This window comes from Nostoc sp. DedSLP04 (genome assembly GCF_034530775.1).
Lineage (GTDB): Bacteria > Cyanobacteriota > Cyanobacteriia > Cyanobacteriales > Nostocaceae > Nostoc.
Genome location: NZ_JAVRCL010000009.1, coordinates 24,853 through 41,397, shown reverse-complemented (window position 1 = coordinate 41,397; position 16,545 = coordinate 24,853). Strand labels below are relative to the sequence as shown.

Below are 16,545 nucleotides of genomic sequence, written 5' to 3'. Positions count from 1 at the left end.
GAATAATTAACATTAATTATGGGAAATTCAGAATATTTAAGTAGCAAAACTGGTCTGGAGATAGCCATTATTGGGATGAGTGGCTGTTTCCCAGAGGCTGAAAATATTGAGCAATTTTGGTACAATCTCCGAGATGGAGTAGAGTCAATACATAGATTCGACGATCGAGAATTAAAAGATTTAGGTGTAGATGAGGCTTTATTGAGCGACATAAATTATGTTAAAGCAGAGGGTGTAGTCAAAGATATAGACTTATTTGATGCTTCATTCTTCGACATTAATCCCAGAGAAGCTGAAGTCATGGACCCTTCACTCCGTTTTTTCTTGGAGCATTCATGGAAAGCACTTGAAGATGCTGGGTATAGTTCGGATGTCTATAAAAAACCTATTGGGGTCTACGCTGGGACAAGTTTTGGCAGTTATTTACTTAACATTTATTCTAATTATGAGCTTCTAGCCTCTGTAGGTGATAAGCAAATAGAAAAGGGAACTTCTCCAGATTATGTTACTACACTTGCTTCTTATAAATTAAATTTGCAGGGGCCAAGTTATGCAGTTCAAACTACTTGCTCTAGCTCGTTGGTTGCTGTACATTTAGCTTGCCAAAGTTTGCTTAGTGGTGAGTGCGATATTGCTTTAGCAGGAGGAGTTTCAATATCGACAGCAGTTGGTTATTTATATAAAGATGGAGGAATTGAATCTCGTGATGGACATTGTCGTGCTTTCGACGCTAAGGCTGCGGGAACAGTAAAAGGAAGGGGTTTAGGTCTTGTAGTTTTAAAACGGTTAGAAGAAGCGATCGCAGATGGCGATTGCATCCATGCTATTATCAAAGGCTCTGCTATTAATAACGATGGGTCAAATAAAGTTAGCTATACAGCACCTAGCGTAGATGGGCAAGCCAAGGTAATAAGAGCTGCTCAGGTTATGGCTGAGGTAGAACCCGATACCATTAGCTACATTGAAGCACATGGAACCGGCACAACTCTTGGAGATCCTGTTGAAATCGCTGCCTTAACACAAGCTTTTCGTATTAAAACTCAAAACAAAGGATTTTGTGGTATTGGTTCTGTAAAAACCAATATTGGGCATTTAGACTCAACTGCTGGAGTAGCAGGTTTGATTAAAACTGTACTAGCCTTAAAACACAAACAAATTCCCCCCAGTTTAAACTTTGAAGAACCATCACCGCAAATTGATTTTGCCAATACTCCTTTTTATGTAAACAATAAATTATCTGAGTGGAAAACTAGCAATACTCCTCGCAGAGCGGGTGTTAGTTCCTTTGGTTTTGGCGGAACAAATGTCCATTTAGTTGTAGAAGAAGCTCCGATAACTCAATCCTCTAGTGATTCTAGACATTGGCAATTATTATTACTTTCAACTAAGACGAATACAGCATTAGAAACTGCTACAGAAAATTTAACTAATTACCTACAAAAAAATCCAGATTTAAACCTCGCGGATGTTGCTTATACTTTACAATTAGGACGGTGGAGTTTGAACCATCGCCGAATAGTAGTTTGCCAAAACCAAGAAGATGCAATTAATGCATTGCAAGATCCTCAAAGAGCTTTCACCCATTACCAAGAACCTTGTAATCGTCCGGTCGTGTTTATGTTTTCTGGACAAGGTTCGCAATATGTAAATATGGGTCGAGAATTATACGAAAGTGAAGCTGTATTTAAACAGCAAGTTGATTATTGCTGTGAATTGCTTAAACCTTACTTAGAATTAGACCTGCGTTCAGTTCTCTATCCCAGAGTAGAAAAAGCTCAAGAAGCAACACAAAAGTTACAGCAAACAGCAATTACTCAACCTGCGTTGTTTGTGATTGAATATGCTTTAGCTAAGTTGTGGATGGCATGGGGTGTGCGCCCTGAGATGATGATTGGTCACAGTATAGGGGAGTATGTAGCTGCAACGATCGCTGGAGTTTTCTCTTTAGAAGATGCCTTAGCTATAGTTGCAATGCGAGGAAAACTAATGCAGCAGTTACCTGGTGGTGCTATGCTCTCGGTTCAGCTTTCAGAACAAGAGTTACAACAACTGCTAGAAAAAGAAATCTCTCTGGCTGCGAGCAATGCACCTTCTTCTTGTGTGGTGTCCGGTGCAACAGAAGCAATAGAGAAATTGCAACAAAAGCTACAACAAATAGGTGTAAACTTTAGGCGTTTGCATACTTCTCACGCCTTTCATTCTCAAATGATGGAACCCATCATTGAGACTTTCATCCAGTTATTACAAAATGTAAAACTCAATCCCCCAAAAATTCAGTTTGTTTCTAATGTTAGCGGTACTTGGATTACCGCAGATGAAGCAACAGATCCTAACTATTGGGCTAGACATTTAAGGCAACCAGTACGCTTCAGTTTAGGAATCTATGAGTTACTCAAACAGCCAGAGGCAATACTGTTGGAAGTGGGACCAGGACGGACACTAAGTAGTTTTGCAAAACAACATCAAACAGATAAACTCATAGCACTAACTTCTATACGACATCCTCAAGAGCAACAATCAGATATAGAGTTTTTACTTAACACTTTGGGTAGGCTTTGGTCAGTAGGAATTCAAATTGATTGGTCAGGTTTTTATGTAAATGAAAAGCGTCATCGCATACCCTTACCTACTTATCCTTTTGAGCGGCAGCGTTACTGGATTGAGGTAAATCAAAATGCGACTCTGGCAATGATGTCGCCAAAAAGTTCTGATAAAAAACCAGATATTGCTGATTGGTTCTACGTTCCTCGGTGGAAAGAATCTACACCAATGGAATTTTTTCAACCGGATAAGTTGGTAGAACAAAAGTCATATTGGTTGGTGTTTGTCGATCCCTATGGAGTGGGAGCAGAAATTGCTGAACGACTGAAACAACAGGGACATGAGGTGATTTTTGTTAGGGTCGCAGATAAATTTTCCCAGCTTGATGAGTGTACATATACAATCAATCCTAGACAGAAGGATGACTATGATGCCTTATTGGAAACACTACAAAAACAGAATTTGAATTCACAAGCGATCGCCAAGTGTGCCGGATGGCATCTTGCACATTTGTGGAGCGTTACTCCTAACGATACTTTACCCAGTCAAGAGCTAGAGCCACAAACACAATATCAATTTTTTGAAGATTGCCAAAGTCTTGGCTTTGATAGTTTGCTGTTTCTGACCCAAGCCTTGGCAAAACAAAATATAATTGAACCAATCAAGCTGATGGTTGTCACCAGTAATCTACATGATATAACTGGCAGCGAAAAATTATGCCCTGAAAAGGCAACTATATTAGGGCCATGCAATGTAATTCCGCAAGAGTATCTCAACATAACTTGCTGTTGCTTTGATATTGTACTTCCAGACTCCATAACTAAGCCATCACAAACACTTATAGACTCACTGCTTACAGAATTTACAGCACCAATAACTGAGAACTTAATTGCTTATCGTAGCAATCATCGCTGGATTAAAACATACGAAGCTGTACAGTTAGATAAAGGCATTATCAGCAAAACCAAGTTGAGAAAAGGAGGTGTTTACCTAATCACTGGTGGGCTTGGCCGCATTGGTTTAGCAATGTCAGAATACTTAGCAAAAACAATGCAGGCTAAGTTAGTTTTAATCGGCAGAAAAAGCATACTGGAAAGACACCAGTGGTCTGAGTGGCTACTAAACCATGATGAATCTAATGAAGTTAGCCAGAAGTTAAAAAAGGTGATGAGGCTAGAAGAATTAGGTGCACAAGTTCAAGCGATCGCGGCTGATGTAGCTAATGAAGAACAAATGCAACAAGCTATAGCATTAGTTAATGAACGGTTTGGTGAAATTCATGGCGTTATCCACGCAGCCGGAATTAATGACGATGCGTATTACACTATCGAAGAAAGCTCTAAAACTCAAAGTCAATCACAATTTAATCCTAAAGTATATGGACTATTTGTTTTAGAAAAAGTTTTGCAAGACCAAAAGTTAGATTTTTGCTTATTTACATCTTCCTCATCATCTGTTTTAGGAGGTTTAGGGTTAACTTCTTATTCTGCTGCTAACATTTTTATGGATGCATATGCCCATAAGCACAACCAAAGAAATTTGTTCCCTTGTATTAGCGTAAACTGGGATACTTGGCAATCTCAAGAAGATGATATACAGGATTTAACTGTGGGAATAGCTTTAGAAAAATTACGCATGACAAGGCAGGAAGGAATCGATGTCTTTAGTCGTGTATTATCTCTAAAGAAAACTCCACAAATTGTTGTTTCTGCGGGAGAACTACAACCAAGAATTGAACAATGGATAAAACGGAACTTTTTACAAAATAAAGAATCATCAAATAATCAAGGTAGTTTATCACTTCATTCCAGAGCAAACTTACAAAATGAGTATGTCCCATCTAGCAATAATGTAGAGCAAATAGTTGCTACGACTTGGCAAAAAGTTCTGGGAATTGAAAAAATTGGTATTTATGATAACTTTTTTGATTTGGGAGGTAGTTCTCTCATAGGTGTTGAGATTATCTCTCATTTACAAAAAGAATTAAATGCCCATATTCCGATAATTAGCATTTATGAAAGACCAACTATTAGTTCACTTGCCGAGTTTTTAAGTAGCGACGAAGAAGCTGATTTACAAAAAGATTCTTACCGGACTCAAACGAGGTCTGCTTCAATTAAACGTCGCAAACAAGCTAGACAAAATCATCGAAGGACATCACTGATAGAAGATAATTAGTATTTTAAACCTAGTTAAGGGTTTACTTAGGATAAGGACTAAAGTCCTGACTACAAACTTGTAACCAGGCAATTAAGAACTAAGATATATTCTGGAGTAGAAAATGGCATTAAGTCAGCAGAGACAAAAAACTCAGCAAAATGTATTTCTTGAAAATGAGCTAACACCACAGTATGAAGTTGCTAAGGGAGTGATGCAATTATTTGCACCATCTAACAAGCTAATCTCATCTATAGAAGCTAAAATGGGTGTTCAAACTGACGTTTTAGTTGATGATTTTTTAAGCGCAATTAGCACTAATTCAACTATTGATTTCAATGCATTATTAGAAACGTTTTCTGATAGTCAAGTTCCGATTAATCCTGGTAATTTTGATAGCTACCTTGATTATTTAGCAAATAACGTTATTAATCATTCAATACATACATCTTCACCACGGTTTATAGGTCATATGACCTCTGCTCTTCCCTGTTTTGTGCGACCGATCGCAAAACTGATGACAGCTATGAACCAAAATGTTGTCAAAATAGAAACAGCCAAAGCTTTTAGCCCTTATGAACGTCAGGCTTTGGCAATGATGCATAGATTGATTTATAACTTTTCTGATGAATTTTATAACGAACATATCCAAAATAGCCAAAGCACTTTAGGCATATTGGTTTCTGGAGGTACGGCAGCAAATATCATCGCACTTTGGTGCGCTCGCAATAAATCTTTAGGTGCAAAAAATAGTTTTGCAGGTGTAGAAAAAGAAGGATTAACAGCAGCTTTAGATTACTATGGTTATCAAGGAGCGGTAATCATTGGCTCTGAGTTGATGCATTATTCTTTTGATAAAGCCGCAGATTTATTAGGCATAGGTACGCATGGTTTAATAAAAATTCCGACTAATGGTGATAATCAAGTAGATTTACCAGCCTTACGTCAGGCTGTTGCAGATTGTCAGACTAAAAACTTGCATATTATTGCGATCGTGGGCGTTGCTGGTACTACGGATTCTGGAAACATAGATTCGCTTTTAGACATAGCAGATATTGCCCAAGCTGCAAATGTTCATTTTCATGTAGATGCAGCTTGGGGTGGCCCACTCATTTTTTCCGAACAACATCGACAAAAGCTTGTTGGTATTGAACGCGCTGATTCGGTAACAATTGATGGACATAAACAACTGTATTTACCTATGGGTATTGGTATGGTATTTATGCGCGAACCATACTTAGCTTTATCGATTGAAAAAAATGCTAGCTACACCATGCGTAAGGGTTCATTCGATTTGGGTAAACGCGCTTTAGAAGGTTCTCGAGCGGGTATGGCATTATTTTTACATGCTGGGTTACATCTGATCGGACTTAAAGGTTATGAATTTTTAATTGATGCAGGTATTGAGAAGACACAATATATGGCGGATCAAATTACTGCCACACCCGAATTTGAGTTACTATCTCAACCGGATATAAATCTCCTTCTTTACCGTTACATCCCAGAACCTTTCAGAGAACTTGCAGTTAAAAAGCAATTAACAGACACTGATAATCAACAAATCAATATATTCAATGAGCGCCTGCAAAAAACTCAACGTCAAGCCGGTCGTACTTTTATCTCGCGGACAACAAAAAGAATTAACTGTTTAGAAAAAGAAATTTCTGTGACTGCGCTTCGGGCGGTAATCGCTAATCCGCTCACGACTAAAGAGGATATAGATGCAGTACTAAATGACCAAATTCAGATTGCTTTAGATTTATCGATATCAGATTCCTTAGAAGCCACTCAGAGCCTAGCTTAGTTGCTGTTAATAAGTTTAATTAGGTATTTTCCATGAATAACTCTGATGAATTTAATAACTTTGATGATAACGATGAAATAGCCATCATTGGTATAAATGGCCGTTTCCCAGGTGCAAAAAATGTTGATATTTTTTGGAATAATTTACGAGATGGAGTAGAATCAATTTCTCATTTTACAAATGAAGAACTGCTAGCTGCGGGTATAGATCCGGCTTTGCTCAACGATCCCAATTATGTAAAAGCAAGCAGCATAATAGAAGATATCGAGTTATTTGATGCTGCATTTTTTGGATTTACTCCTAGAGAAGCTGAAATCACAGACCCACAACATCGGGTCTTTTTAGAATCTGCCTGGGAAGCTTTAGAATCTGCGGGCTATGATTCAGAATCATACAACGGTAAAATTGGGGTCTATGCTGGTGTAACTAATAGTAATTATTTATTTACAAATTTATATTCCAACCAAGATTTAATGCAGTCGGTAGATGCCTTAAATATTTTTATTGGTAATGAAAAAGATAATTTAAGCACGCAAACTTCTTACAAGTTAAATCTGACTGGGCCAAGTATTAATGTTCAGAATAACTGCTCTACATCATTAATCGCTGTACATTTAGCTTGTCAAAGTTTGCTAAATGGTGAAAGTGATATAGTTTTGGCTGGTGGTGTTTCTATAGCAAAGCTACCTCAACAATCTGGTTATCAGTATCAAGAGGGGGTTCTTTGTTCCCCTGATGGACACTGCCGAACTTTTGATATTAACGCCAAAGGAACAGTGTTTGGCGATGGTTTAGGAATTGTGGTATTGAAACGGTTAGCTGATGCTGTTACTGATGGAGACTTTATTCATGCTGTAATTAAAGGTTCAGCTATCAATAATGACGGTTCTTTAAAGGTTGGTTATACAGCACCTAGTGTTAATGGTCAAAGAGAAGTAATTTTAGAAGCGCTTGCCTTATCTGGTGTTGAACCCGATACTATTTCTTATATTGAAGCTCATGGAACTGCAACTCCTTTAGGAGATCCGATTGAAATCAAGGCTCTCACACAAGCTTTTCGTGCTAGTACAAATAAAAAATGTTTTTGCGCTATTGGTTCAGTAAAAAGCAATATTGGGCATCTGGATACAGCAGCCGGTGTAACAGGTTTAATTAAAACGGTACTTGCATTAAAACATAAACAAATACCTCCTACTTTACATTTTGAAAAACCCAACCCAGAGATAGACTTTGCCAATAGTCCTTTCTACGTCAACACCAAATTATCAGAATGGAAAACTAATAGTTTACCTCGCAGAGCAGGTGTCAGTTCTTTTGGAGTTGGTGGGACTAATGCCCATGTAATTTTGGAAGAAGCTCCAGTAATTGAAACATCCAGTGCTTCTCGACCTTGGCAATTGCTGTTACTCTCAGCCAAAACTAGCACAGCTTTAGAAAGTGCGACTGCAAATTTAGCGGCTTACCTCCAGCAACATCCTAATATCAACCTGCCAGATGTAGCTTACACCTTACAAGTAGGCCGTCGAGCTTTCGATCGTCGGCGGCTGGTAGTTTGCCAAAATTTAAATGATGCAGTTAGATTACTTAAAAATGAAGAAGCAGAACGTGTTTTTAGTTACCACTGGGAACCAAGTCGTTGCCTTGTGATTTTCATGTTTTCAGGACAAGGGTCAGAATATGCAAACATGGGTCGGGAATTATACAAAGTTGAAGCAACATTTCGCAGACATATAGATACTTGCGCCGAAATTTTGCAACCTCACCTCGGTCTTGATATCCGTCACCTACTCTTTCCCGAACCAGAAACAATTGAAGCGGCTAACCAACAACTACAACAAACAGCACTTACCCAAGCAGCATTATTTGTAATTGAGTACGCCCTGGCTCAGTTATGGATGTCTTGGGGTGTGCTACCAGAAGCGATGATTGGTGCCGATATCGGGGAATATGTTGCCGCTGCGATCGCAGGTGTATTTTCTCTTGAAGATGCGCTATTGATTGTAGCAAACAAGGGACAACTGCGATCGCTCACAAAAGTTCAACTCAATCCACCAAGTATTCGCTTTATTTCCAATCAGACTGGTAGCTGGATTACAGATGCACAAGCCACAAATCCTAACTATTGGAGCCAACATTTACAAAAAACTGTAAAATTTTCCGATAGTATTTCTCAACTATTAGGGCAGTTTGAAGGCGTTTTTTTAGAGGTAGGGCCAGGACAAAATTTAAGCACATTAACCAAACAACATTTAGATATCAATGCTAAACAATATGTGCTAACTTCTTTACCCCATGTCAAAGAGCAACAATCGGATGTAAGCTTTTTGTTGCAGACATTAGGGCAGTTATGGCTTTTTGGTATCGATATAGATTGGTCGGAATTTTATACCGAAGAACAGCGTCATCGTCTACCTTTACCTACCTATCCCTTTGAACGGCAAAGATACTGGATTGAAGCGAAAAATCCAGGTAAAGATGATGCTCATATAGTATCACTAACTAAAAAAGCTGATATAGCCGACTGGTTTTATCTTCCTTTTTGGAAACCTTCTTTACCTCCTGTCGAACTTGATAGCCAAATATTAATAACTAAAAAATCTTGCACTTTGGTATTTCTCGATGAGTGTGGCTTGGGTATGAAGTTGGTAAAACAATTAGAAAAACAAAACCAAGATGTCATTACTGTAAAAATTGGCGATCAATTTATCATACTAGGCGATGGATATACTATCAACCCAGAAAATAATCAGGATTACGATGTTTTATTCCAAGAATTGCTCAGAAAAAACAAGTTGCCACAAAGGATAGTTCATTTATGGAATGTTACAAATATCAGCGAGCATGAATTAGAAATTCCCGAACTAGAATCAGCCCAAATCAAAGGATTTTATAGTTTATTATTTATTGCCCAAGCTTTGGGAAGACAAGAAACTAGCGATAATTTTCAAATCACAGTTATTTCTAACAATCTACAGTCTGTGACGGCAACTGAAGTGCTTTGTCCAGAGAAAGCCACTTTAATTGGGCCAATTAAAGTTATTCCTCAAGAATATGCAAATATAAACTGTCGTAGTATTGATGTTATTCTTCCTCCTAACGACAGTTGGCAAGAAGAAAAACTTATAGAAAAATTACTGGCAGAGCTGACGGTTGATAATTCGGAAAAGTTAATAGCTTATCGAGGTTTGAATCGATGGGTGCAGAGTTTTGAGCCAGTGCATTTTGATAAAGCTAAAATTGAAACCCCTCGACTACGAGAAAGAGGAGTCTATTTAATTACAGGTGGACTTGGAGGTATCGGACTTGTTTTGGCAGAATATTTAGCTCGGACTGTCCAAGCAAAACTACTGTTAGTAGGACGTTCTGCTTTACCCAAAAAAGATGAGTGGTCTCAATGGCTATCCACTCACGATGAGAGTGATAATACTAGCTGTAAGATTCGCAAAGTTCAAGAACTTGAAGACTTGGGTGCAGAAGTTTTAGCCATCGCTGCTGATGTCAGCAATATAGAACAAATGCAAAGTGCGATCGCTCAAGCTCAACAACAATTTGGTCAACTAAATGGTGTTATTCACTCTGCTGGAGTTCCTGGAGGCGGTGTAATTCAGCGAAAAACTCTAGAAGAAGCAGAAAGTGTTTTGGCTCCAAAGGTTAAGGGGACAATAGTTATTGATGCAATTGTCAAAGATACTGAGTTAGATTTCTTTATTCTAGTATCATCAAATAGCTCAATTGTAGCGGAATTTGGACAGGTAGACTATTGTGCAGCCAATACCTTTCTTGATGCCTTTGCTCACTGTAATGCTGCAAAGCAGGGTCGATTTACTACTAGCATTAACTGGGATAGTTGGCAAGAAGTTGGGATGGCAGTGAATACAGAATTACCCCAGCGACTCCAAGAATTGCGAAAAGAAAATCTTAAACAAGGTATATTATCCAATGAAGGTGTAGATGTGTTTCTCCGCATTTTGGAAAATCCAATGCCTCAAGTTGTAATATCTACATCTGACTTATTAAATGTACTCAAACAGTATAATTCTTACAATCAAATACAGACCATAGAACTTTTAGAAGCTGTCAACTCTTCCAAATTAAAATATCCTAGACCTGAACTAAGTAACGATTATATTGCTCCCCGAAATAAAAATGAACAAAAGCTAGTTGAAATTTGGCAAGAAGTTATTGGTATTGAACGGATAGGAATTTATGATAACTTTTTTGAACTTGGTGGTGATTCTCTCATAGGTATTCAACTTATGACAATCGTAAATAAGGCATTTAATTCAAATCTTTCTATTGCCAAACTTTATGAATGCCCAAATATAGGCTCGATGACGAAGATTTTTACTCCTGAAGACTCTCAGGAAAATGCTTTTGAACAAAGGCTAAGTCGAGGACAAAGAAGAAGACAGATGAAAATGCAAGCAAACTAAAATACAAAGTTAATTTATCTGGTTAATCAAATCATGAGTATAGAAATAGGGCAAGAAGAAATAGCAAATCTAGATATAGCAATAGTGGGGATATCTGGTCGTTTACCTGGTGCAAACAATATCGATGAGTTTTGGTATAATATCCAAAATAAAGTTGAGTCTATTTCTTTTTTCTCGAATGAAGATTTAGTAGATTCAAATCTGGAAGAAGAAATTTTACACGACCCAAATTATGTAAAAGCAGCACCTATATTAGAAGATATTGAGTATTTTGATGCGAGGTTCTTTGGTTACACCCCTAGAGAAGCCGAACTAATTGACCCCCAACATCGCCTCTTTATAGAATGTGCTTGGGAAGCTTTGGAAAACGCTGGATACGATCCAGAAACATATAATGGTTTGATTGGAGTTTATGCTGGTGTTAGCACAAACACTTACTTTTTTAACAATATATATAAAAATGTTAATTCTAGAGAGATTTCCAATAACTATACTTTTAATAAAGATTTCTTGACCACAAATGTCTCATATAAATTAAATTTAAAAGGCCCAAGCATAGGAATTCAAACTTACTGCTCTACTTCATTAGTTGCTTTACACTTAGCTTGTAAAAGTTTACTTGATGAAGAGTGTGATATCGCTTTAGCAGGCGGAGTGACGATTATAGTTCCACAAAAGTCAGGTTATTTGTATGAAGAGGATGGAATTCTATCTCCTGATGGTCATTGTCGAGCCTTCGATGCTAAAGCACAGGGTACTGTTTTTGGCAGTGGACTGGGAATAGTCGTTTTAAAAAGATTAAAAGATGCGATCGCAGATAAAGATTATATTCATGCAGTTATCAAAGGTTCAGCAATCAACAATGACGGTTCTTTGAAAGTTAGCTATACAGCACCTAGTGTAAATGGTCAGGCTGAAGTTATTGTAGAAGCTCTGGCAAATGCTGGAATAGATGCTGAAGATATTTCCTATATAGAAACTCATGGAACTGGAACAGCTGCTGGAGATCCAGTGGAAATTGCTGCACTCACTAAGGCTTTTCGTGCTTTTACCCAAAGAAATGGCTTCTGTGCTATCGGTTCAGTAAAACCAAATATCGGACATTTAGATATAGCTGCTGGTATAGCAAGTCTAATCAAAACGGTACAAGCATTAAAATATAAAAAAATCCCTCCTAGCCTCAATTTTGAAGTTCCCAATCCTGAGATTGATTTTGTCAACAGTCCCTTCTACGTTAATACTAAACTTAGCGAATGGAAAACTAACAATACTCCCCGAAGAGCAGGAATTAGTTCCTTGGGTTTTGGTGGAACTAATGCCCATGTGATTCTGGAAGAAGCCCCTAAAATTGAATATTTTGATGACTATAAACCTTGGCAATTGTTGTTAATATCAGCCAAAACTAGCACAGCCTTAGAAACTGCAAATAATAATTTACTTGCGTATTTCAAACAACATTCAGAGATAAATTTAGCTAATGTTGCCTATACTTTAAAAGTGGGTCGTAGAGCTTTTAACTATCGCCGAATATTAGTGTGTCAGAGTGTTGAAGATGCTGTCAGCGTTTTAGAAACACAAGAGCAAGAACGAATTTTTACTGTATGTCAGGAGCATAGAGAACAGCCAGTAATTTTCATGTTTTCAGGACAAGGATCGCAATATGCAAACATGAGTCGGGAATTATACGAAGTCGAACCGACATATCGCAGACATATAGATACTTGTGCCGAAATTTTGCAACCCCATCTTGGTTTTGATATCCGCGATCTATTGTTTTCAGAGGCAGAAAAAATTGAAGCGGCTAGCCAAAAGTTACAAAAAACAGCTTTCACCCAACCAGCGTTATTTGTAATTGAGTACGCCCTGGCTCAGTTATGGATGTCTTGGGGTGTGCTACCAGAAGCGATGATTGGTCATAGTATTGGGGAATATGTTGCAGCCGCGATCGCAGGTGTATTTTCTCTTGAAGATGCCTTAGTAATTGTGGCAAAAAGGGGACAACTGATGCAACAGTTACCTCCAGGAAGTATGCTGGCGATTCCACTACCAGAACCAGAGGTGCGATCGCTGTTGGATGCACAGCCTTTGTATAAAAACTCTTTAGAAATAGCAGCGATTAATACCAAAACTTCATGCGTGGTTTCTGGAACGAAGGAAGCGATCGCAACTCTACAAAATCAATTATTACTTCAAGGGGTTGAATGTCGTTTATTGCATACATCTCATGCGTTCCATTCGCAAATGATGTCACCAATATTAGAAGAGTTTGTGCAGTTGTTGAAAACAGTTCAACTGAATCCACCACACATCAGCTTTATTTCTAACGTAACTGGTACTTGGATTACAGATGCACAAGCCACAAATCCCACTTATTGGAGCCAACATTTAAGACAAACTGTAAGATTTTCTGATGGCATATCTCAACTTTTAAATCAGTTTGCAGGTGTTTTTCTAGAGGTGGGGCCAGGACGAACTTTAAGCACATTTAGCACACAGCATTTAGATAAAAATGCTAAACAATACATCCTAACTTCCTTACCTCATCTTAAAGAGCAACAATCGGATGTAGGATTTTTGTTGCAAACATTAGGTCGGTTGTGGCTTTTTGGTGTAAATATAGATTGGTCTGGATTTTATACCCACGAACAGCGTCATCGTTTACCTCTTCCTACCTATCCTTTTGAGCGACAAAGGTATTGGATTGATACCAAATCTACATCACCTTCTGTAAAGAGTAACTCGGCAACATTAGAGCAGAAACAAGATATTGCAAATTGGTTTTATACTCCTTCATGGAAACGCTCTTTCCTCACTCATTCATCTTTTGCTCATACAGAAGCTTCCCAAGAGCAATGGTTGTTTTTTATTGATGATTTGGGAGTGGGTGAAAATTTAATTAATGTATTAAAGAGTAAAAATCAAAATATAATTGTAGTTAAACAGGGAGAGATTTTAACTAAAGAGACTGAAGATGTTTATACAATTAATCCGTATGTAAGCGAAGATTACAATATCTTACTTAAAGAATTAATTTCATTAGGCAAATATCCGCATAACATCGTTTATTTATGGAGCATAAGCATTGTAAAATCTCAAACAAAAAGTTATTTAGAATTCAATAGTCTACTGTTTTTACCGCAGAGCTTAAGAAAAGTAAAAACTGACGAAACATTGCAACTTTTGGTTGTATCTAATCATATTCAAGAAGTCAATGGAAATGAAATTATAGATCCAGAAAAATCAACGATATTAGGTTTATGTAAGGTAATTTCTCAAGAGTATCCTAATATAACCTGCCGCAGTATTGATATTGCTATAACTAATCACTTAGATGTACACAAAGAACAAGCGGATTGTGAAAGTAATATTATTGACAAACTTTTAAGCGAGTTAACATCTGCATCTTCAGACTTAGTTGTTGCTTATCGTGGTTGCTACCGTTGGGTACAAACATTTGAGCCAATTCGCTTAGAGTCAGTAGGTGAAGAAAAAATACCATTAAGAAAACACGGTGTTTATTTGTTTCCTGGTGGCTTAGAAACTATTGAAATTGTACTTGCTGAATATTTAGCCAAAACTCTACAAGCAAAAATCATATTTATCGAAAATTTAGATTTTCCCGAAAAGGATGATTTTTCACAATGGCTTGTAACTCAGCCTCAAGAAGATGAAGTAAGTTATAAAATTCAACAATTACTATTGTTAGAGAAATTAGATGCAGAAATTTTGGTAATGCGTGCAGATACTACTAATTATGAGCAAATGCATCAAAAGTTTTCAGATCATAACATTGGACAAATTAATGGAGTTATTTATTCAACTGGAATAAATCGGGAAAAAATGTTTGGATCGGTACCAGAAATTGGTAAAATAGAATTAGAAAAAATATTTGAATTTCAATATCGTAAAATTGCTGTATTAGAACAAATTTTACAAAATATAAAATTAGATTTTTGTATCATTTCTTCTTCTCTAGCTTCAATTTTAGGGGGATTTGGTTTAGGATTATATTCAGCCGCCAATCATTTTATAGATAGCTTTGTTAATCGGCACAACCGCAATAATTCTTTATCCTGGTACATTATAAATTGGGATAAGTTACAGCTAAATGTCGCCCAAGAGCAAAAAAAACCAGAGCAAGCATTTGGTTTAAAATTAGGCATTACTCCAGCAGAAACTATAGAAGTATTTAAACGAATATTTTCTCTAGATCGAGGAACTCAAATTATTGTTTCTACGGTAGATTTAAACGCCAGACATAATTATGCATTTAACCACCATACAAATTCAAAATCCTCTAATCAATTAGATTCATCACCATGCTATTCCAGACCTCAACTTAGTAATTCCTATGTTGCTCCAACAAACCAGTTAGAAACACAAATTACGGAAATATGGCAACAGGTACTTGGAATTGCAGAAGTTGGTATTTACGACAACTTTTATGAGTTAGGAGGAGACTCTCTGATTGCAACTCAATTAATTTCTCGATTGAGAGCGAAATTTCCTATAGATTTACCACTGCGTGACCTTTTATTGCAAGCTATGATCCCAACTAAACAGGCAGAAATGATTGAGCAACTTCTGTTAGAAAAAATAGAAGAATTATCCGAAGAAGAAGTAGAAACTTTTTTGGCTAATACATAAAATTCCGATTTTATTCAACAAATAGTGCCTCATTAATTGCTTAAAAACCTTCATTGAAAAACAGGAAAAATAGTCTATGTCTCTACTCAATACTCTTCCTAACTATGAACCCATCGCTCGTTTACAGAATGAATTCAAGAATACGCCTGAAGATTTGGTAGCAGGTATTATACCTGCTTTAGAGCAAATATTCTTATCACAACTTCCTGCGGGAGCGCATATTCTTGAACTGGGTTGTGGTTCTGGCTATTTAGCACAGCAGCTTAACATTAAAGGATATAAAGTTACTGGAATCGATGCTTCTGAAGGGCTACTAAACTACGCTAGAAAAAACGCGCCTGAAAGTGAATTTATCCTTGGCGATATACGTAATTTTGAATTACCACCCATCTTCGATACAGTTTTGGCAAATGATGTTTTTCATTTTATCCAAAACAATGAAGAATTAAAAATGGTATTTAAAAACGTATATGCTGCACTTAAAGATGGTAGCATCTTTGTGTTCAACATACCAATAACAGATTGGCTACATGAAACTGCTCAAAAAAATAATTTTAATATTGTCTACGTCAACGACGAATGCTCATTAATAGAGTTATTCTATTACAAACCTGAAGAAAGGACATGGGAAATCAAAGTTACAGGATTTGAATTAATAAAAGAAACCTGGAAGCGTTCAGACACCGTTTGGCTAAGGAAGGATCACTTTCTAGAAGAAGTTCAATCAGCTTTAAAAGATGCAGGATTTACAAAATTTAATTATTACAATAGCAAAGATTTTGGGGAAAGTGAAGACATAGCTTGCTTTGTTTGCCAGAAGACATCTTTAACTTAATAATCCAATTGCAAACTTTGCAAATTATTAGACTTGTCGCTTAATAATTGCCGCTTCTCCATAGAGTTTATAGTTAATCTAAATAGAAACTTTTCGGAGGAAAAATTATATTAAGCGATATTTCTACT

At 37.1% G+C, this 16,545-nt stretch carries 5 protein-coding genes; all 5 read left to right on the top strand.

All coding sequences use genetic code 11. The features are described 5' to 3' along the window. Positions 1-18: 18 nt before the first annotated feature. The 5 genes from RMX89_RS07710 (at position 19) to RMX89_RS07690 (ending at position 16,417) form a co-directional block, all read left to right on the top strand. The gene (locus tag RMX89_RS07710) at positions 19-4,719 is read left to right on the top strand and encodes a type I polyketide synthase (protein ID WP_322688508.1); all 4,701 of its coding nucleotides are present in this window, start codon (positions 19-21) and stop codon (positions 4,717-4,719) included. Between the two features lie 103 nt (positions 4,720-4,822). Continuing rightward, entirely contained in the window at positions 4,823-6,502 is a 1,680-nt protein-coding gene (panP, locus tag RMX89_RS07705; protein WP_322688507.1) for a pyridoxal-dependent aspartate 1-decarboxylase PanP, read from the top strand. 32 nt (positions 6,503-6,534) lie between these two features. Next, positions 6,535-10,935 (top strand): type I polyketide synthase, encoded by a 4,401-nt coding sequence (locus RMX89_RS07700; RefSeq protein ID WP_322688506.1) that lies wholly within the window; start codon positions 6,535-6,537, stop codon positions 10,933-10,935. Positions 10,936-10,968: 33 nt separating this feature from the next. Then, positions 10,969-15,582, top strand: a complete 4,614-nt coding sequence (locus RMX89_RS07695) for a polyketide synthase (protein WP_322688505.1) — start codon at positions 10,969-10,971, stop codon at positions 15,580-15,582. A gap of 76 nt (positions 15,583-15,658) precedes the next feature. Then, positions 15,659-16,417: a class I SAM-dependent methyltransferase gene (locus tag RMX89_RS07690; RefSeq protein ID WP_322688504.1), complete on the top strand. Its 759-nt coding sequence runs from the start codon at positions 15,659-15,661 to the stop codon at positions 16,415-16,417. Positions 16,418-16,545: the final 128 nt, after the last annotated feature.